We start from the raw sequence: 19678 nt of genomic DNA, 5'->3' as shown, positions 1-19678 counted from the left end.
ATGCCCGCATCTCGTCACGCGGCCAACGTGACAGCGTGAATCAGCACACCAACCATCCCACCGACGAACGTGCCGTTGATCCGCACATATTGCAGATCACGGCCGATCTGCACTTCGATCTTGCGGCTGACTTCATCCGCGTTCCAGCTTTTGACGACCTCGGTGATCAATGCGGATAGCAGATGCCGATAGCGCACCACGAGTTCACGCGCCAGCGCGATCCACCACGCGTTGAGCTTGCGCTGGATCGAAGGCTCGCGGCCGATGCGCCTGCCAAACGACACTAGCCCACGCGCCAGCGTGTCGCGCACGGCCGACTGCTCGCGGCCGAGATCGGCGATGACGCGTGTACGCAGCCAGTCAAGCAGTGCGCGATAGCGGCCGGGACGCCGAAAATGACGAACGCAGTCGCGCAGCAGCGACTTGCCAAAGCGCCGGTGCACCGCCGACGTCCTCAATTGCACGATCAGCGTCTGCAAGGCCTCGTCGAACTGAAGGCGCAGCGGATGGTCCGGGCTCTCCGCGACTTCATGCAGCAGCGCGAGAATGCCCTCGATGAACTTGCGCACGATGTATGCATCGAGCGGCGCGGGCGTGTACCGCGATGCTTCGCTGAACTTGGCCTTGATCAGGTCTGCGTTCGAAGTCAACCACTTTTCGAGCGCGACGAGTCCATGATCCAGCAGGGGCCGATGCCGGTCGCCTTGCGTGAGCACATCGAGCGCGTCGCCCGTCACGCGTGCAATATCGAGCGTGCGTAACTGCGGCGCCACGATGCGGTCGAACAACCACGCGACGTCGGCTTCATCCATATCATCGAGCAGTGCCGCGAGCGAGTCCGCGATCACGCCGGTGACGCCGCGGCTGTTCTCCGGCTGCGCGAGCCAGCGTGCGAGCGCCTGCGCCGCATTGTGGCCGCTCAATCTGCCGATGATCAATTCCGGCTGCAGGAAATGCTCCTCGACGAAGGTGCCGAGGCTCTCCGCAATGCGCGGCTGGTTGTGCGGAATGATCGCGGTATGCGGCAGCCGCACACCAAAAGGATGGCGAAACAGCGCGACGACGGCATACCAGTCCGCAATCGCGCCCGCCATCCCTGCCTCGGCGAACGCACGCGGCCATGCGAGCCACGCGTGATCGGCCTGCCACACGACACACGCCAGCAGCAGGACGCACATCAGCAAGAGCAGCGCCGTCGCCGTTCGCCGCATGCGATTCAGGCCGTGAGTCTTGTCGTGTTCGCGTGCGATGGCCGCTACCGGCCGTGCGCCGTCGTCGCCGCCAACGAAGAAACTCAACTCGCCTCCTGCCGCAGAAACCGGCGCACGACAGGCGCGACTTCATTCGCGCGCGAGATGAGAAAGAGGTGACCGTCGTCGATCACGTAAAGCGTCGCGTCGCGAATCCGCGCTGCGAGAATCCTGGCGTTGGTAAGCGGCACGATGGGGTCGTCGCTGCCGTGCATCACGAGCGTCGGCTGGCGTAGCGAGCCGAGCCACGGCAGGCTGGTCCAGCCCGATGCCGCGAGCAGTTGATACAGATAGCCGCGTCCGCGCGGCGGCTGTATATGCCGGCTGTGCGCCTTGAGCAGCGACGGGTCGCGCCGGTATGCGCCGCCGTAAATGTCCGCTCCGACTTCCTGCAGGTACGCCGGATCGGTATAGCGGCGCGGCCCGATCATCTTCGACAGCACCGACAGCTTGCCCGGCACCATCAGCACGCCCGGCGAAGTGGCCGCAAGGACCAACCGACGGCAGCGACGCGGGTAAAGACGCGCGAACTGCTGCGCGAGCGCGCCGCCCCACGAAACGCCGAGCACATCCACTTCGCCGTCGTGACCGAGGCGCGTCAGCAGCTTGTCGGCCAGCACCGACAACGTCGAAAAGCGGTACGGCACGACGGGCGCTGGCGAACCGCCGACGCCCGGCACGTCGAAGATGATCACGCTCACATCGTCGAGCGCGGCGACGAACGGTTCCACCAGTTCGAGATTCGCGCCGATGCCGTTGAAGATGAGCAGCGGCGGCGATGCGTCGCTGCCCTGCCACGTTGCGACACGCAACGTCTGGCCATCCAGATCGATCGTACGGATTTGCATGCTGCAGTCAGATTCAGGGCTTATGTGCATTGTTATCTCCCAAATGTTCTTCTGGATGCGAGTGTCGCATTCGATGCGCCTGCGTGCCGCACGCGCTGTGCCGTGTTACTTCTTCTTCGGTTGAAGCAGCGTCTTCAGCTCTTCGACACGCTCGGCGACACGCTTCGTCACGACAGCGACGCTATCCGATTGCGCACGATAAGCCGTGTCCGCGAGGTCCTGCACATCGACGAGCGCTTTGTGCAGCGTTTGCTTGACCGTATCGCCCGCGTTGGCGATGGACTGTTCGCCCGGCTGAGTACACCGCGCGACGAACGCCTGCAGTTCTCCCAGCGACGTACGAAGAATCTCCGACTGCTTCTGCGCCAGCGACTGCACGCCTGCCAGCGCGGTCGTGTTGGCTTCGGCGATTGCCTCGATATCCTTGCGGCGCGATTCGACCATCGCGCTGATATCGATGCCGGGCAGCTTGAACTGTCCGAAGAGCTTCGTGTACTCGGTGAAAATGCTGTTCTTGCTGGTCGATTCCATCGTCAATACTCCATAGGGACTGCGTTAAAGAAATGTGTGAATGTCATGCTTCGAGGACGTAGGTTCCCGGCGCCTTCACGCCTGCGGGATGCCGCACGCTGCCGACCGAGGCGGGTGCGGAACGCCGCTCGCCGGAACGCTCCGCGAGCCATTTGCTCCAGTTGCCCCACCACGAGTCTTTCTCGGGCTGGGCATTGGCAAGCCACGCATCGGCATCGGCGGGCAGCGAGGGATTGAGGAAGAACTTCGCCTTCGGATTGCCCGGCGGATTGATCAGGCTCTGGATATGCCCGGCCGAACTCAGCACAAAGCGCGTCTCGCCGCCGAATATGCGCGCCGTGTTGTAGACGCCCTTCCACGGCGTGATGTGATCGGTCATGCCCGCCACTACGTATGTGTCGCACTTCACGTCGGACAGGTCGATCGGCGTGCCGAGCACGGTCAACGCACGCGGCTTGCTGAACAGGTTGCCCGTGAAAATATCGAGCAGTTGCCCATGCATGCGCGCGGGCAAGCGGGTCGCGTCGTTGTTCCAGTAGAGGATGTCGAACGCGGGCGGCGCCTTGCCGAGCAGATAGTTGTTGACCCAGTAGTTCCAGACGAGATCGTTGGGTCGCATCCATGCAAACACGCGGCCCATTTCCTCACCGGCCAGCACGCCTTTCGATACGCTGTTCTGCTTCGCGGCCGCAATCGCTTCCGGCGTGGCGAACAGACCGAGTTGCGAGTCCGCCGTGTTGTCGAGCACCGCGACCATCAACGTCGCGGCATGCACGCTCTTGTCGCCGCGGCTCGCGAGGTGGCCGAGCAGCGCCGAAATCGTCATCGCACCCGAGCACGCACCGTGCAAGTTGACGTCGTCGCTCCCGGTGATCTCGCGGATCGCCGCGATCGCTTCGAGCAGCGCGGCAACGTAGGTATCGAGATCCCAATGGCTTTGCTCCGCAGTCGGGTTGCGCCAGCTCACGACGAATGTCTGGAATTCGTTCTTCACCAGATAGTCGACGATGCTCTTGCCTTCCGACAGATCGAACACGTAGAACTTGTTGATCTGCGGCGGCACGATGAGTTGCGCTCGCGCATAGACATGCTCCGTTGCCGGCGCGTACTGGATCAGTTCCAGCACGTCATTGCGAAACACCACCGCGCCCCGCGACGTGCCGAGATTCTCGCCCACCTTGAACGCCGTCTTGTCCACCTGCGCGGGCATGCCCTGGTTTTGCAGCATATCCGTCACGAGATTGCGCACGCCGCCAAGCAGACTCGCGCCACCCGAATCGATTACCTTCTTCAGCGCCGCCGGATTGCCGAGCAGCGTGTTGGTCGGCGACACGGCATCGGTGAAGAGCGACAGCACGAACTGCGCGCGCTCCTTCGTTCTGGCGTCGAGCGCGGAACGGTCGACGAATCCCGTCAGCGCGTTGCGCCACGCGACGTAGCCCTGCATCGTCATCCGATACATTGCGTTGTCCTGCCACGCGGGGTCGGTGAAGCGCTTGTCGCCTTGCGGCGGTTTGCTGTCCGCGCTGCCGCCGAGCACCGCTATCAGATCGCGCACCAGCGCCGCTTCCTGTTCGACGACCAGCGAAGGCTGACGCAGCGCCTGCGCGCCGATCTGCTGCACCGTTGCCAGAATGTCGCGCGGGCGCAGCCCGACGAACGGGTTCGGTCCCAGCATGCCCTCCGCAGCCGATGCTGCGAGGTCGTCCGGCGGGGCGCTTTGCGCTGTGCGTTGTGTTGTACTTGTTGTGATGCTCATTTCAGTCTCCGCCATCTTCTTCTCCAGTCTCCATCCATGTCGCTTCGCTCACGCCACCAGCATCGCCAGTGACTCGGCGATCAGCGCCGGCTTCTCCTCGCCTTCGATCTGCAGTTCGTTCATCGTCTTGATGATGATCCGTCCGCCCTCTTTCTTTTCCGCCGACATCAGCGTCACGCGGCTTCGCACGCGCGCGCCTGCCTTGACGGGCGTCATGAAGCGCACCTTGTCGAGCCCATAGTTCAGGCCCGCCGATGCGTCTGGGGGAATCAAGCCGATCTCGATCGCCAGCGCCGCCAGCAGCGAAAGCGTCAGATAGCCGTGCGCGATCGTGCCGCCAAACGGGCTCTCGCGTTTCGCGCGCTCGACATCGACGTGAATCCATTGCCGGTCGCCCGTGCAGGCGGCGAAGGCGTCGATGCGAGGCTGATCGACGGTGACCCAATCCGACACGCCCAGTTCGCGGCCCACGCAACTATCGATCGTCGCGATGCTGTAATCCTTGATGCTCATCGTGCTTGCTCCTTGAGAGGGATCGGGTCAGGCGAACTGCTCGCGCAACCACTTCTTGTTCGTCTTGCCGACGCTCGTCTTCTGCAGCGCGTCGACGAACCTGACGGTCTGCGGCACGGCGTACTTCGAGATTTGGCCCGTCTTGCTGAAACCCAGCACGTGTTGTTTGACGTCGTCTTCGCTGACCTGCGCGTCCTGCCGGAGCACCACGAGCGCGACGGGACGCTCGCCCCACTTCTCATCCTTGATGCCGATCACCGCGACTTCCGCGACGCCCGGATGCAGCGAAATCAGGCTTTCGATTTCGAGCGAAGAAATCCACTCGCCGCCCGACTTGATGACATCCTTGATGCGATCGGTAATCTGGACGTTGCCCGTGGTGTCGATGTTCGCGATGTCCTGCGTATGCAGATAGCCGCCCGCCCACAACTGCGCGGACGCTTCCGGATTGTTCAGATAGCCCTGCGTGAGCCACGGCGTGCGAACCACGATCTCGCCGTAGGCCTTGCCGTCGCGCGGCACGTCTTCCATCTGTTCGTTGACGATGCGCAAATCGACGAGCGGCACGGGAAAGCCGGTCTTGCAGCGCAGCCGCACTTCTTCGTCGAGATCGAGCGGTTCCGTGTGCAGCGGGAGTTGCGCAAGACTCAGAACCGGGCAGGTCTCCGACATGCCATAGCCCACGAACACGTCGATACCGCGATCGAGCGCGGCGCGCGCGAGTCCGTGCGGCAGCGCGCCGCCGCCGATCACGATCTTCCATTTGCCGAGATCGACATGCTTCGCTTCATCGCACGAGAGCAGCATGTGCAGGATCGTGCTGACGCAGTGCGAGAACGTCACGCCTTCGTCGCGCACCAGCTGCACCAGACGCTCGGGCACATAACGGCCCGGATAAACCTGCTTCACGCCGAGCACCGTGGCGATATAGGGCATGCCCCACGCGTGGACATGGAACATCGGCGTGAGCGGCATATAGACGTCGCCGCGATGAAAGCGCTGACCCGCTACCGGGCTCGCCAGCGCGGCCATCAGCGTGATGGTGTGCAGCACCAGCTGGCGATGCGAGAAGTACACGCCCTTCGGCAAGCCCGTCGTGCCCGTCGTGTAGAACGTGGTGGCGCGGGTGTTCTCGTCGAAATCGGGAAAGTCGTAGTGCGTCGCGCTCGCGGCGAGCATCGCCTCGTACTCCGTCGCGAACGGGATGGTGTGTTCGCACGCGTCGCTGCCCGGTTCGTCGATCCAGACAAAAGCGCGCACCGTGTCGAGCTGATCCTTGATCGCTTCCACCACAGGCAGGAAGTCGGTATGGACGAACAGGACTTCCGCGCCCGAATGGTTGATCGTGTACGCGATCTCCGCCTGCGAGAGCCGCACATTTACCGTCTGCAGCACGGCGCCCATCATCGGCACCGCGAAGTACGACTCCAGATAGCGATGGCTGTCCCAGTCCATCACGGCAACCGTGGTGCCGTGGCGCACGCCCAGATCGTGCAGGCCGTTCGCGAGCCGCGCGATGCGCTCGCGCATCGTCGTGTAAGTCATCCGCAACTGGCCGCGGTAGACGATTTCCTGGTCCGGCGCCTGAATGAACGTCGTGTGCAGCAACTGTTTGATCAGCAGCGGATAAGCGTAGGGTGTTGGCGTCGAATCGTGCCCGGCGTCCTGCATCGTTGTCTCCTCACAAGTCGGGCGATGAGTCGGGCACACACAGGTCCGTCGAGGCCTGTCGCGCCGAGTGCATCGCGAGTGAGGCCATGATCGGTTTGTTCGGAGGGATGCAACATCCCCTGAACAGGGGAGTCCCAAGCGGCGGCCGGATGGGCACACTGCGTCTGGAGGGAATGGAGGGAGGCGGCGCGGTCAACCGCTGTCAAAAGCGGGCTGTCGGCTTACGTCGAGCCTACAGTCTGGAAGCGCCGACGCTGGCCGCGCGTAGCCGTTCGATGTCGAGAATCTGGATTTCGCCGAACTTCAGGCTGATGATCTGCTGGCTTTCGAGGCTCTTGAGCAGCTGGTTCGTGGTCTGCCGTGACAGCGACACCATCGATGCAAGGCTGTCCTGCGAGAGCCGGATCTTGCTCTGCACCGCGTTGAGGCCGTCATAGCCTTCGGCGATCAGCAGCAGGCGGCTGGCGATGCGTTGCGCGGCGGGCTGCAGCGCCAGCGATTCGGTGCTCTTGAACGACAGCCTCAGGCGCTGCGCCATCAATAGCGCGAATTCGCGCCAGTAGCGCGGCGTGGTGTCGAGCAGGTTTTGCAGCGCGGCTTCGGGCACGTGCATGAAAAGTGCGCGGCTGACGGCGATCGCGTCGTGCGGGCGCGGCAAGCCGTCGAACATCGAGATTTCGCCGACCCATGCAGTCGGGCCGAGGACCGCGAGCAGGGATTCCTTGCCGTCGATGCCGACCGTGCCAACGGACAGCGCGCCTTCGAGCACGGCATACAGGCCATACGAGGGATCGCCGCACCGGTACAGCAGTTGGCCTTTTTCGAGCCGCAGCAGCGTGGCGTGGCTCATCAGATAGTCCTGCAGTTCGACGGGCAGGCCGCGAAACCAGGGCGTCGATTCGAGTTGAGGACGATAGTGAAGCAGCCTGGAATCCATGCACTTCTCGACGTGTCGGCTATGCGACAGATTTTACGCGGGATTGCCGACATCATGCGTTCACGGCTTTGGCCGCCAGCGCAGTCAGAAGCGCTGTTTTCAACGCACCAACCATTGAACAAGGAGTCTCGCCGTGAGCTCAACCGATGTCAGCCTGAAGCACGCAGTGTCCCCCGCCGAATGGGAAGCACGAGTCAATCTCGCGGCGGCCTACCGCCTAGTCGCGCTGTTCGGCTGGGATGACCTCGTGTTCACGCATATCTCGGCGCGTGTGCCCGGTCCCGAGCACCATTTCCTCATCAACCCGTACGGGATGATGTTCGACGAGATCACCGCGTCGTCGCTGGTCAAGATCGATCTGGACGGCCGCAAGGTGTCCGATTCGCCATACGACGTGAATCCCGCCGGCTTCAACATCCACAGCGCAGTGCATGCGGCGCGCGAAGACGCGCTGTGCGTGATGCACACGCACTCGGTCAACGGCGTCGCGGTGTCGGCGCAGGAAGCGGGCTTGCTGCCGCTGTCGCAGCAATCGCTGGTGGTGCTCGCGTCGCTCGGCTATCACAACTACGAGGGCATCGCGCTCAACGAAGAAGAAAAGCCCCGGCTCGTGCGCGACCTCGGCAGCAACGCGTATCTGATGCTGCGCAACCACGGTCTGCTGACGGTCGGCGCGACGCCTGCCGATGCGTTCGTCGCGATGTACTTCTTCGAGGCGTCGTGCATGATCCAGGTCCGCGCGCAGGCAGGTGGCGACAAGCTCCTGCCGATCGCTCAGCCGATCCTCGACGGCATCCGCAATCAGGTGACGGCAGCCACGCGCGGCGTGAGCGCCGGACAGCTCGTGTGGCCGGGACTGCTGCGGCGGCTCGACCGGAAGAACCCCGGCTATGCGGACTGACGCATAGCGATTGAAAGCACCGATGCGGGAACCGGGCGGCACGACGTTATGGGCCGTGCTTGCCGCCCAGCGCATCGGCAGAATTGGTCAGCGGCTCGATCGAGACAAGGCATGGCGAAGATCTGTATCTATGGCGCGGGTTCCATTGGCTGCTACGTTGGCGGACGGCTGCTCGCTGGCGGCAGCGACGTCACTTTCATTGCGCGCGAACGCATCGGCCGCCAGTTGCGCGAGCACGGGTTGACGCTGTCGCAGTTCGGCGAGCGCCGCTGGTCGGTGCCGCCCGAGCGCATCGATGTATCGACGGACCTCACGGCGGCCGCCGCCGCGGATCTGGTGCTCGTCACCGTCAAGTCCGCGGCCACGCCGACGGTTGCGGCCGAACTGGCAGGCGTATTGCGCCCCGGGACGGTGGTGGTCAGCTTCCAGAACGGCGTCGGCAACGCCGACATCCTGCGTGCTGCCTTGCCAAACCAGACGGTGCTCGAAGGGATGGTGCCGTTCAACGTCATTGAACGCGGGCCGGGTGCCTACCATCAGGGATCGGGCGGCGAGCTGGAGGTCCGGCGCGCGCCCGCATTGCAGCCGTTCACCGGCGACTTCGCGAAGGCGGGATTGCCGCTGCAACAGCACGCCGACATGCTCCCCGTGCAGTGGGCCAAGCTGCTGCTCAACCTGAACAACGCCATCAACGCGCTGTCGAACCGGCCGCTGAAAGAAGAGCTGTCGCAGCGCGCGTATCGGCGCTGCCTCGGCATGGCGCAAGAAGAAACACTCGCGCTGCTCGCGCGCGCCGGCATTCGCCCGGCCCGTTTGACGGCCATTCCACCCGCATGGATGCCGCGCTTCCTCGGCTTGCCCGACACGTGGTTCGCACGTCTTGCACGCGCGATGCTGACCATCGACCCGCTCGCGCGCTCGTCCATGTCCGACGATCTCGCGGCGGGACGCGCGACGGAAGTCGACTGGATCAACGGTGAAGTCGTGAAGCTCGCCCAACGCCTCGGGCTCGATGCACCCGTGAACGCGCGCCTCTGCCAGCTCGTACACGAAGCCGAGCAAAGCGAGGTACGTCCCTCATGGACGGGCGACGCACTATTGGCCGAACTGCGCGCTGCTTCGCGCGGTGCAACTGTGAGGAGCCAACGCTTGCCTGCGTAGCGGGCATTGCGTTGATCGATTCACATGGCGCTCGTCACCGACACGTCCGAAGCAATGAGGACGAACCTGTGGTTCAGTGGATTGCCCTCTGCAGGGCAAGAGGCGCTCATGCGCCATTGCGAGCCGGTTACGTTGCACGCCGGTGAATACCTGTTCCGGCGCGGCGACGCGCCCAATGGTTTCTTCGGGCTCAAGTGCGGCAAGCTGAAGGCCTGCACGCTGCGCGAAGACGGCAAGGAAGCGATCCTCGCCGTGATCGAGGCGGGCAACTGGTTTGGACAGACTTCGATGACCAGCCGGCAGCCGCGCCTGCGCGACGTCGTCGCGCTCGAGCGATCGAGCCTGTTCGTCGTCAGGGCCCAGGCGTTCGACGAGTTGATGCAGAACCAGGCCTTCTTCCGCGCGGTTGCTGAGTTGCAACTCATCCACATGAACTGGCTTTATCGCATGGTCGAAGACGCGACCTTGCATTCGACGCGTGCCCGTATTGCCCGCCGGCTGCTGCTGCTCGCTGCAGGCGACGTGACCATGCTGTCGCAGAGCCGCCCGGAGGTTGCCGTCTCCCACGACACGCTTGCGATGATGCTCGGCATCACGCGCCAGACGCTCTCGCTCGAACTCAAGGCGATGGCGGAGCAAGGCGCGATCGTTCTCCGGTATGGCCGGATCGAGATCTGTTCGAAGGAGATGCTGTGCTCCTTTCAGGAATCTCATTGATCGCTCCCGCCCGGCTTCACGCGGCCTAGAACGTATGCCGCAACCCGACCATAATGCCCAGCTGCGTCGTACCGTATGCCGAACTCAACGCACTGATGCCCTGGAATTGCGCGCCAACCATGCCGCCGCGATACAGCGAGTAATCAGCTTCCACATACGTATCCGTGCGTTTGGACAAGTTGTAATCCGCGACCAGCTGAAACTGCGTCGTGTTGCCGTCGGCGGCCTGGGTCTTCCCCGTCTGGATCGTGCGCCACACGTTGGCCGAAAGATGCGTGGAATCGCCTACCAGTTGCGTGATGCCGCCGAAGAACATCTTGCGCGCGGCGAACGTGTTGAACTTGAGCGCGGTCAATTCCGGCACGCTGAACGGCCCATTCGGGAAGTTGCCGACAAAGTTTGCGTCCTGCCGGTTCACGGCCCAGCCGGCCATCACCGTGGTGCCGCCGAACGCATAGGAACCGCCCGCCGTCCACGACTTCAGGTGCGCCGATGTGTTCACGGCATCGCGCGAATCGAGGTATCCGGCAGCCAGGCGTAACGGCGCGCCAGGCAGAAAAATCAGCGATGCACCGATCTGACTGCCCGAGCCGAACGCGCCCGCATTGCCGCCGAACGCATACGATACTTCGGCCGTCAGGTATTGCCAGCGCGCCGCATACTTGACCATGTTGCTGGTCCAGACGCCCTGCGCCATCATGACTTCAGGACGAAACTGATAGAAGGTGGGCAACCACGGATTGGTGATGAACGCGCTCAACACCGCGTCGGAAAGGGGGTTGATTTGCCGCCCCATCGTCAGCTTGCCATAGGTGCTGGATTGCAAGCCGACGAACGCCGTATTGAAGAACGGATAAGCGGGATCGATCACCCCGCTGTTCGGAAAAAAGCGATCTTCGAGTTCGAATACCGCCTTGTTGCCGCCGCCGAGATCTTCCGTTCCTTTGAATCCGAACACACTCTCTGTCGCGCCGCCGTTAGCGAGTCGAACGGCTGAATTGCCCTGCGGGTCCGCGTGAGTCGTATAGCGAATGCCCGTATCGACGACGCCGTAAAACGTCACCAACGATTGTGCATTCGATGGAACTGAATACAGTGTCGCTGTCGATATCACTCCCGCCACTATTCCGCTTCTCCGAGCGGTTTTGGACAGCATTCTCCTGACCTTCATCATGCCTCGTCTCCAACCATTATGATTATGTCGTACAGCAAAACATAGCAACGGATCAGACGACGACTACGTACGATCTGACCCGCTGCGCTCAGCGCCCGGCGCCATACCTATACGTTGCCCGGAAAATATCGTGGCAACTGCCAGAAAATTTACAATTGACGGAGAGCCTGCACGACACAATCAACGCGCGCGACCCGCATGCTTCAGTGCGCCCCTGCCGCTGCATCGCTGGCGCCTCCGGACTTGCCTGGTTTCGTGATCCAGATCAGCGGAATGATGATGATCATGACGATGGCGGCCCCGTAGAACACGTCGTTCAATCCCATCATTGCCGCCTGCGTTTGCACGGTATGGTCGAACAGCGCGAAGGAGGCCTGTTTGCCGAGGCCGAACAGCGAATGGTAGGTGTCGAGCTGCTGGTTGAAGATCGGGTTGGTCGGACTCGACTGCTGCGTCAGGATTTCATGGTGAAAGATCGTGCGGTTATTCCAGATCACGTTCGCCACCGACGTGCCGATCCCGCCGAAGAACATACGCCCGAAAGTGGACAGCCCGGCTGCGGCGGGAACCTTCTCAGGCGGCTGGCCAGAGAGGATGATGACCGTCAGCGGTGCAAAGAACAGCGCCATCGGAATACCTTGCAGCAGCGTAGGCAAGATGATGTATCCCTCGCTGAGATCCGTATAGAAGAACGAGCGCATGTAGTAGACGATCGCGAAGCCGATGAACGCAAACGTGCCGATAATGCGCGCGTCGGAACGCGGCAGGATCTTGCCCATGATCGGCGCGCCGATCACAGCGAAAATGCCCAGCGGCGCGGTTGCGAGTCCCGCATCGACTGCGCGGTAGCCGAGGTACTCCTGCATCCACTGCGGCAGCAAAACAAGCGTCCCGAAGAAGATCCCGTAGGCGACGGCAATAGAAACCGTGCCGCCAAGAAAGTTGCGCTGCTTGAAGAGCGTGAGGTCGACAATCGGATTCTTGTCCGTCAATTCCCACACGATAAAAAGCGCAAGACCGACGGCCGCGACGATCGTCAGAATGATGATCGTATTCGACGAGAACCAGTCGAGATCCTTGCCTTTATCGAGCATCACCTGCAACGCCGCCACCCAGACGACCAGCAGCAGCAATCCAACCTTGTCCACCGGGATCTTCTTTGACGGCGTATCGCGATGCCGGTACAGCATCCATACCATGCCCGCCGCGAACAATCCGACAGGGATATTGATGTAGAAGATCCACGACCAGCTATAGCTGTCCGTGACCCAGCCGCCGAGCGCCGGTCCGACGATCGGTCCCGTCACGACGATCATCGAGAACAGCGAGAGTGCCAGCGATGACTTGTTCTTGGGCCACGAACTCAGCAGCAGCGCCTGCGACATCGGAATCAGCGGCCCCGCCACAGCGCCTTGCAGTATCCGGGCAAAGAGCAGAATGGGCAACGAAGGCGCAATGCCGCACAGCCACGACGCAAGCACGAACAGCAGGATCGATCCCACGAAGAGCCGCACCTGTCCAAGGCGTTGCGTCAGCCAGCCGGTCAACGGTATCGCGACCGAGTTCGCTGCGGCAAAAACGGTGATGACCCACGTGCCTTCATCGACGGAAACGCCGAGATTGCCGGAAATGGTGGGTATCGCGACATTCGCGATCGACGAGTCGAGCACGGTCATGAAACCTGCCAGGCCGACGACGAACGAGCCTAAGGCAAGCTTGGCTCCCGTCAGCGGAGGATGATTCGTTTGTTTGGTCGTCATAGTGATCCAGACATGGTGATGCTGGCCTTCGTGAATACGGAAAAAGGGGCAGCGCGTCCTTCGCATGCCCGGTCCAGATGCAAGCGCGTCACTCGTTCGCGGCGATGATGTGTGCGATCGCGTCGTTCGCCTCGTCGCCGTACTTCGCGAATACGTCGGTCTTGTAGGTCGAACGGGGATCGACGGCCGTCAGCGAAGCCGCGTTGGTATCCTTCACGTCGACGTTGACGTTCATCGACAGGCCCACGCGCAGCGGATTCTTCTCCAGTTCCTGCGGAGGAATTTCGATCCGCACGGGCAGCCGTTGGACGACCTTGATCCAGTTGCCCGTCGCGTTCTGCGCGGGCAACAGCGCCAGCGCCGACCCCGTACCCGGCGTGAAGCCGGCGACCTTGCCGTGATAGACGACCGACGAGCCATAGACATCGGCCGTCAGCTCGACGGGCTGGCCAACACGAATGTGCCGAAGCTGCCATTCCTTGAAGTTCGCATCGACCCATACCTGATTGAGCGGCACCACCGACATCAGCGGCGTTCCGGTGGAAACGCGCTGCCCGACCTGGACGCTGCGCTGCGCGACGTAGCCCGTGACGGGCGCCGGCAACGTGGTCCGTGCGTAGGCGAGGTACGCATCCCGCACATGGGCGGCGCTGGCCTGCACGTCGGGGTGTGCTTCGATCGACGTGTTGGCCGTCAGCGCGCGGTTGGCGCCGAGTTGCTGCTTCGCGGCGTCGAGCGCGGCCTGCGCCGACTTGACGGCATCGCGTGCGTGCGAAATGTCTTCGTCCGACACGGCGCCCGTCATACCCGTAGAAAGCCGGCGACGCAGATCGTCCTGTGCCTTCGACAGATCCGATTGACGCTGCGCGATATCCGCGCGGTATTTGTCGTCGTTGACGTAGAGGCCGTGTACGTGCCGAACAGTCTGGCCAAGGTTCGCTTCGGCCTGTTGCAAGGCAATGCGTGCATCGGCAGGGTCGATCTGCACGACAGGCTCGCCCTCCTTCACGACCTGCGTGTTGTCCGCGTTGACGCCGATTACAGTGCCTCCAACCTGAGGGGTGATCTGAACAACGTTGCCGTTCACATACGCATCGTCCGTTTCGACGTGAAAGCGCGCGACCGTGTAGTAGTAGGCTCCGTACGCTGCGCCGGATGCAGCCAGCGTGGCGGCAAGCAACGCCAGCAGCAGCTTGCGCTTTCCGGCTTTCTTCGGCGGCTCGCTTACGTGTTGGGGTTGGGGTTGCGATTGAGGTGCATTCATCGTTGAACTCCAGCAAGGCTTGATCGACGCCGTCCATCGTTTGATGGCGGCGGCTCGAATGGGTTAGTCGGTTGTCTTGACGTTCGAAGGTGTTGGAATCGGTGTGTCGGTGTTCGACGCGAGGCCGGCTTGCGTTGCGTCGAAGCCGCCGCCCATCGCCTTGATCAGGCCGATTTGCTGTTCGCGGCGCGCCATCTGCAGGTTGATGACGGACTTTTCGGCTGCGAGACGGTTGTCGTCCGCGTTCAACACCTGCAGTTGCTGGCTCAGTCCGGATCGGTAGCGAACCAGTGCCAGTTGATACGCCTTGGTCTGTGCGTCCAGCGCCTGCTGCGAGTCGACCAGTTGCCGATCGGTCGACTGGATCTGCGAAACCTGCGTGGCAACATCCGACAGCGCGTTGATCAACGTGTGGTTGTAGTTCGCCACGTCGTAGTCGAAGTCCGCATAGCGCTCCTTCAGTTGCGATCGCAGCGCCCCGGCATCGAAAATCGGCAAATGGATTGCCGGTCCCGCCTGCATCTGACGACTCGATGCCGTGAGGAAACGTCCCCACCCAAATGCGTCGAGACCCGCCGACAGCGAAAGGTTGACGTCCGGGTAGAACTCGGCCTTCGCCTCCTTCACGTCGTGCATGGCCGCAGCGACCTGCCAGTAAGCAGCCACGATGTCGGGCCGTCGCGAGATGAGGTCGGCCGGAAGGTCGTCCGGCAACGCGACCACACGGCTCGCGCCGAATGAAGGATTGGCGATCTTTAGTCCACGGTCCGGCCCCTGCCCCAGCAACGCACCCAACTGGTAACGCACCGTTGTGATCTGCCCGTCGAGATCGCTGACGCTCGAACGGCTGGTTGCCGTCTCGCCGTATGCAGTCTGTTTTTCGACGTTCGTGTCGAGGCCCGCGCCGACGCGTCCATCCGTGATCCGCCCGATGTCTTCGCGATTGCGCACTTCGCGGCTCTCGACATCGCGCAATGCGTATAGGAGCGCGAGGCGGTTGTAGGTGCTTGCGACCGACGCGGCAAGCGTCACGCGAACCTCTTCGGCTTCCGCCTGAGCCACCTTTTCCTGAGAGACCGCCTGACGAAGCCGCTCGCGATTCTTGCCCCACAGGTCGAGGTCCCACGACGCGCTGACCAGCAGATTGTTTTCACTCTGCGTCGAGCCCGCATAAGGTGGCGGCACGATCGCGTTGGCCGAGAAGTGTTCGCGGGTCCACGAGTAACTACCGCTTACGTTGGGATAGAGCAAGGATTTCGCGCTGCCGACATAGGACGTCGCTTTCTCGATGCGGGCGCGCGCCTGATCGATGGTCGGGTTGTCCTTCAGCGATTCGTCGATCAGTTTCGGCAGTTGTGGATCGCCGAACTGCTGCGCCCAATCGAGTGCGGGCCATTGACCGCCCTGGTCCGGCAAGCTCTGCTTCGTTTCATAGGTCGAAGGAGACTCGATCTTCTTGTCGCTCTTGATGCCGGCGTAGTTGACGCATCCCGCCAGGCTGAATGCCGCGACTGCCGCAGCGAGCAACGCAGCCGGTTTGCCGGCGAACAACCCGCTTCGTCCTCCATTCGATCTGCTTTCCAATGTCCTCATGTTCGATTGCGTGATCATGCTTTGGCATCCGTTAAAAAGTGTATATGCACATGCTAGGGTTCGTTGAGGCGCTCATCAATGCTCGGGAATGCATCAGTTTGTTGCCGTGTCGTTATCAGCCGTTGGGCACGTCGCGCGTGACGCGGAACAGTTCGTTCCTCAGATGCACGGCCTGCTGCTGGCCAAACACGACTTCGAAATTCGCCTGAGCAGCACGCCAATGAACGGTCGCCTGTTCGAATCTTTCATGGCCCTTTTCGGTGAGCGTGAGGCGCAAACGTCGCTTGACGCGCTCCTCGGCGGGCGCCATCACGAGGCCATCGCGCAGCAGCGGCTTGAGGATGCGTACCAGCGTCGTCCGGTCGGTCACGAGCGCGTCCGCCAGTTGAACCATCGTTGATTTCGGATGGCGATTCAGCATGCTCAGGATGCTGAACTGCGTCGGCGTAATGCCGACCTTGCAAAGATGGCGTTCGTACAGCTTCGAGATATGCCGCGCTGCCTGCCGTACGGCAAAGCAGTCATCAGTTTCGGATGAGATCGGGTTCATTTCTACGGGACATTATTTGATACCGTGTTCTATTTATATTCGGCATCCTTAACATTAAAAATACATCTTCCGGCTCGCTGACAGGCTTTCTTCAGTCGCGCTCCGCCTCAAGCGAGCGGCGTTTCAACCGTGCGGCGTTTTCAGCGCTGCGTGAATCGGTGCCGAATGATTTCGTTGCCCAGCTGAGTGCGCCGATCCATCCGGCTATGGTCCATCCAAGTACAAGATTGAGGAGCAGAACGCGGGCCGCTTCCTGCTTCAGCCTGCGACTGGCGATCATCGAAGGTGTGAAATAAACGCCCACACCGATTGCGATCAATACGTAAGACATAAATACGTGCATCTGGCACCTGTTCTGATAACGCTCGACTTCAAGAAAGAGCACTTGAAAGTGCATGCGCACAGAATAGCCAAACGACGCGTGGGAATCGATGCCTGGCACGCCATCAAACTGTTGTTTCCAGATGCATCAATCGAGTTCCGTCAGCGCGGCGCCGTACGCTCGAAAAAATCCGTCGCGTGATCGATGAACGCGCGCACCTTGGCGGGCAGCAGTGTCCGGTTGCTGTAAGCCAGGCGGATCTCGATGCCAATGTCGGTGAGCTCAAAATCGGCGAGCAGACGAACGAGCGTGCCGGACGCCAGTTCGTTCTCGATGAGCGAGACGGGCACGATTCCAATGCCGAAACCCTGCAGCACCATTTCCCGGTTGAACGCGGGACTGTTCGATGACACGTCGAAACGAAGGGGAATCGTCAGTTCCTCGTTTTCGATCCGAAAGCCGACGCTCGGTCGCCGAAGCGACGGCGACATGGCCACGAAGAGATGATTGGCCAGTTCCGACGGGTGCTTCGGCGTGGACGCCCGCTGCAGATACTGCGGTGTCGCGACGATGATGAAGGGAATGCGCTCGAGCAACCGCACCACGGCCGTCTCGCTCGTCAACATATAAGGCACGACGATGCCGAGATCGTAGCCGTCGGCCACGAGGTCGACGGGGCGTTCGGTTAGCGTGAGGTCCAACGTGACTTTCGGATGTGCGCGTTTGAATTCGGCAATCAGCGGAACGAGGCGCTCCATCGTCGCAGTGGTGTGGGCGACGAGGCGCAGCACGCCGCCCGCCTCTTTTGTCTGATTGCCGACGTCCGCTTCAAGTGCGTCCAGATCATCTAGAATGCGCACGCAGCCTTCGTAGAATCGCTCGGCTGCCTCGGTGAGCGATACCTGGCGCGTTGTCCGGTGCAGCAGCCGGCACCCTACGCGCTCCTCCAGCGCCGAGACGGCCCGCGACACCGCCGGCCGGGCCATGCCATGCATGTCGGCTGCCCGCGCGAAGCTTTTCAATTCGACCACTGACCGGAAAACACGCAGGCTTTCAACGTAGTCCATGGAGAAATCTCGCTATACGTGCGGGAGCGACCGGTTTGGCGCGGCCTGTCGGACTGCTTGACTGTGCGGCTTCAGCGGACGCCTGGTTGCCTATTTGTACAGCCTGCCCGGATAGTGAACGACATCCTTGACGCGCTGCATCCATCCGCCAGGCGGAGGTGACAAGCTTGCAGGCTCTCCTTGTCCGCCCGTGCCTTGATGACGCGCCGCGTCATCCACGTTGCGATGGACGGGCTGGTACTGCACCGCGAATCGCACATGCAACACGGTCGACAACGCGCGCTCGTATGCCTTCTCATTGTCGTCGACGGGCATGAGCGCCGCGAGCGCCCTTGCAAATTCCGATGCGTCTTCCATGTCCGCGCCCGTCAACGCGTCACGCTGCGAAAAAGCGCGCTGCACATCATCCTTCAACGCCTGAACGGCGGCAGCGACCTTATCGTATGCCTGGGCGGGCGCTTCGACATGGGTCTGGAGATCGGATGGGTACATCGTCGGCGTGCCCGCGAGCACGTTCCTGTCGCTCCCGACCCGCGACGCGAGACGCTTGATGTAGGCGACCTCGGTTGCGGGGATGTTGTCGCGCCGCCCACAGCAATTGTGCAACCGGGAGGCGCCCTGAATCGCGGAGGCGAAAGACATGAAATCATCGAACTGCAGATGCCTGGCGGCACAGTCGAGGACGGCGTCAGGTGACAACCCGAGTTCGTGGGCCACCGACAGACTCGTCTTCATCGCGAGCAGAAGCCGTTCGCTCCATTCGTCCTGACGGAATCTTCTCACCGAACTCTCGTTCATCGCGGCTCCCGCCTGGACGTGTCGCATGCAGCGATAGTACGCCGGAAGGCCTTTCAGCACTATTACCGCGCCTGCACCGCATGCGTCAGCGCTTGCCCTGGCTGCCTTCCAGCGCAAAGTTCCTGAGCAAGGTCTGCCGGCTCGCCTTCAGTATTTCCTCGCCGAGCCGGGGGTCCGCCCCGCCGACCGCCCGCGACAGAATAAGCGCGCCCACCATCTCGCTGTAGAACGCAATCGCCTCCCGGCGTGCTTCGTCCGCGTCCACGCTTTCGTCGCGCTGTTCGGCGACGAGCGCCGTCAACGTTTCGATCATCGTTTCGAGGCCGTTTGCAAAATTCGATTGCGCCTCAGTGCCGAGCCGCCGAACGTCGGCAGTCAGCCCGGCGACCGCGCAGCCCTGTTCAATATCGCCGCAATGCGTGCCGGACAGGTAGAAATCCACCTGCCGCTTCAACCGGTTGCCGCCACGCGTAATGGGCGCTGCGATCGCTTCTTTCAGGTCGCGGTTGGCCTTGTCCATCGCGCTCGCCACGACTTCGGCCGCGAGCGCCTCTTTCGATTCGAAGTGGTTGTAGAACCCGCCCTGCGTAAAACCCGCGGCCTTCATCAGCGCGCTCAGGCCCACGCCGTCGATCCCATGCTCACGGAACAGTTTCTCCGAGGCCGCAATGATGGCCTTGCGGTTCTCCACCGCCTTCTGTTTTGAGACTCCCATCGTTCGATGCTCCACGCCGTTGTCGACCCAATTATAACGCCCTTCGAAAAATACAATGGTGACCACCATTGACTTCGGTAGGCAAATCACCCAAACTCAATGTCAATCACCATTGTGTTTTCGGTGAATCCTTCAAACCGGACAGGA

19 protein-coding genes are annotated in these 19678 nt (G+C 62.0%); 3 read left to right on the top strand and 16 right to left on the bottom strand.

Features of this window, described 5'->3' with window-relative positions:
* Window positions 1-14 precede the first annotated feature (14 nt).
* From BLT65_RS23290 to BLT65_RS23260, 7 genes are all read right to left on the bottom strand, one after another.
* Window positions 15-1298, bottom strand: a complete 1284-nt coding sequence (locus tag BLT65_RS23290) for a DUF445 domain-containing protein (protein WP_091781443.1) — start codon at window positions 1296-1298, stop codon at window positions 15-17.
* The gene (gene phaZ / locus BLT65_RS23285; protein ID WP_091781440.1) at window positions 1295-2128 is read right to left on the bottom strand and encodes a poly(3-hydroxyalkanoate) depolymerase; all 834 of its coding nucleotides are present in this window, start codon (window positions 2126-2128) and stop codon (window positions 1295-1297) included. Before phaZ ends, BLT65_RS23290 begins: the two co-directional genes overlap by 4 nt.
* Before the next feature lie 75 nt (window positions 2129-2203).
* On the bottom strand, window positions 2204-2629 hold the full coding sequence (locus tag BLT65_RS23280; RefSeq protein ID WP_091781437.1) for a phasin family protein: 426 nt from the start codon (window positions 2627-2629) through the stop codon (window positions 2204-2206).
* Between the two features lie 43 nt (window positions 2630-2672).
* Entirely contained in the window at window positions 2673-4388 is a 1716-nt protein-coding gene (locus BLT65_RS23275; RefSeq protein ID WP_244186564.1) for an alpha/beta fold hydrolase, read from the bottom strand.
* Between the two features lie 48 nt (window positions 4389-4436).
* The gene (locus BLT65_RS23270) at window positions 4437-4901 is read right to left on the bottom strand and encodes a MaoC family dehydratase (protein WP_091781430.1); all 465 of its coding nucleotides are present in this window, start codon (window positions 4899-4901) and stop codon (window positions 4437-4439) included.
* A 27-nt stretch (window positions 4902-4928) separates the two neighbouring features.
* Window positions 4929-6572, bottom strand: coding sequence for a fatty acid--CoA ligase (locus BLT65_RS23265; protein ID WP_091781427.1), 1644 nt, complete (start codon window positions 6570-6572; stop codon window positions 4929-4931).
* 232 nt (window positions 6573-6804) lie between these two features.
* The gene (locus tag BLT65_RS23260; protein WP_091781423.1) at window positions 6805-7509 is read right to left on the bottom strand and encodes a Crp/Fnr family transcriptional regulator; all 705 of its coding nucleotides are present in this window, start codon (window positions 7507-7509) and stop codon (window positions 6805-6807) included.
* Window positions 7510-7642: 133 nt separating this feature from the next.
* Here BLT65_RS23260 and BLT65_RS23255 point away from each other — a divergent pair, with 133 nt between their 5' ends.
* The 3 genes from BLT65_RS23255 (at window position 7643) to BLT65_RS23245 (ending at window position 10288) form a co-directional block, all read left to right on the top strand.
* Window positions 7643-8410, top strand: coding sequence for a class II aldolase/adducin family protein (locus BLT65_RS23255; RefSeq protein ID WP_091781421.1), 768 nt, complete (start codon window positions 7643-7645; stop codon window positions 8408-8410).
* A 111-nt stretch (window positions 8411-8521) separates the two neighbouring features.
* The gene (locus BLT65_RS23250; RefSeq protein ID WP_091781418.1) at window positions 8522-9571 is read left to right on the top strand and encodes a 2-dehydropantoate 2-reductase; all 1050 of its coding nucleotides are present in this window, start codon (window positions 8522-8524) and stop codon (window positions 9569-9571) included.
* Window positions 9572-9595: 24 nt separating this feature from the next.
* The gene (locus BLT65_RS23245; protein ID WP_233446642.1) at window positions 9596-10288 is read left to right on the top strand and encodes a Crp/Fnr family transcriptional regulator; all 693 of its coding nucleotides are present in this window, start codon (window positions 9596-9598) and stop codon (window positions 10286-10288) included.
* A 25-nt stretch (window positions 10289-10313) separates the two neighbouring features.
* Here the strand turns inward: BLT65_RS23245 and BLT65_RS23240 are convergent, their stop codons facing one another.
* From BLT65_RS23240 to BLT65_RS23200, 9 genes are all read right to left on the bottom strand, one after another.
* Window positions 10314-11444, bottom strand: a complete 1131-nt coding sequence (locus tag BLT65_RS23240; RefSeq protein WP_279634477.1) for a porin — start codon at window positions 11442-11444, stop codon at window positions 10314-10316.
* A 221-nt stretch (window positions 11445-11665) separates the two neighbouring features.
* Window positions 11666-13222: a DHA2 family efflux MFS transporter permease subunit gene (locus tag BLT65_RS23235; RefSeq protein WP_091781412.1), complete on the bottom strand. Its 1557-nt coding sequence runs from the start codon at window positions 13220-13222 to the stop codon at window positions 11666-11668.
* Between the two features lie 88 nt (window positions 13223-13310).
* On the bottom strand, window positions 13311-14486 hold the full coding sequence (locus tag BLT65_RS23230; RefSeq protein ID WP_091781409.1) for an HlyD/EmrA/EmrK family protein: 1176 nt from the start codon (window positions 14484-14486) through the stop codon (window positions 13311-13313).
* A 63-nt stretch (window positions 14487-14549) separates the two neighbouring features.
* Complete coding sequence (locus tag BLT65_RS23225; RefSeq protein ID WP_244186563.1) at window positions 14550-16097, bottom strand: efflux transporter outer membrane subunit; 1548 nt, start codon at window positions 16095-16097, stop codon at window positions 14550-14552.
* Window positions 16098-16194: 97 nt separating this feature from the next.
* Entirely contained in the window at window positions 16195-16629 is a 435-nt protein-coding gene (locus BLT65_RS23220) for a MarR family winged helix-turn-helix transcriptional regulator (protein ID WP_091781403.1), read from the bottom strand.
* Between the two features lie 91 nt (window positions 16630-16720).
* Window positions 16721-17071 (bottom strand): superinfection immunity protein, encoded by a 351-nt coding sequence (locus tag BLT65_RS23215; RefSeq protein WP_244186562.1) that lies wholly within the window; start codon window positions 17069-17071, stop codon window positions 16721-16723.
* 41 nt (window positions 17072-17112) lie between these two features.
* Window positions 17113-18018, bottom strand: coding sequence for a LysR family transcriptional regulator (locus BLT65_RS23210; RefSeq protein WP_042305473.1), 906 nt, complete (start codon window positions 18016-18018; stop codon window positions 17113-17115).
* A 90-nt stretch (window positions 18019-18108) separates the two neighbouring features.
* Complete coding sequence (locus BLT65_RS23205; RefSeq protein ID WP_091781734.1) at window positions 18109-18816, bottom strand: hypothetical protein; 708 nt, start codon at window positions 18814-18816, stop codon at window positions 18109-18111.
* Between the two features lie 85 nt (window positions 18817-18901).
* The gene (locus BLT65_RS23200) at window positions 18902-19531 is read right to left on the bottom strand and encodes a TetR/AcrR family transcriptional regulator (protein WP_091781731.1); all 630 of its coding nucleotides are present in this window, start codon (window positions 19529-19531) and stop codon (window positions 18902-18904) included.
* Window positions 19532-19678: the final 147 nt, after the last annotated feature.

The sequence above is a fragment of the Paraburkholderia steynii genome, from assembly GCF_900100565.1.
Taxonomy (GTDB): Bacteria; Pseudomonadota; Gammaproteobacteria; order Burkholderiales; family Burkholderiaceae; genus Paraburkholderia; species Paraburkholderia terrae.
This window is presented reverse-complemented; position numbering and strand designations above follow the sequence as displayed.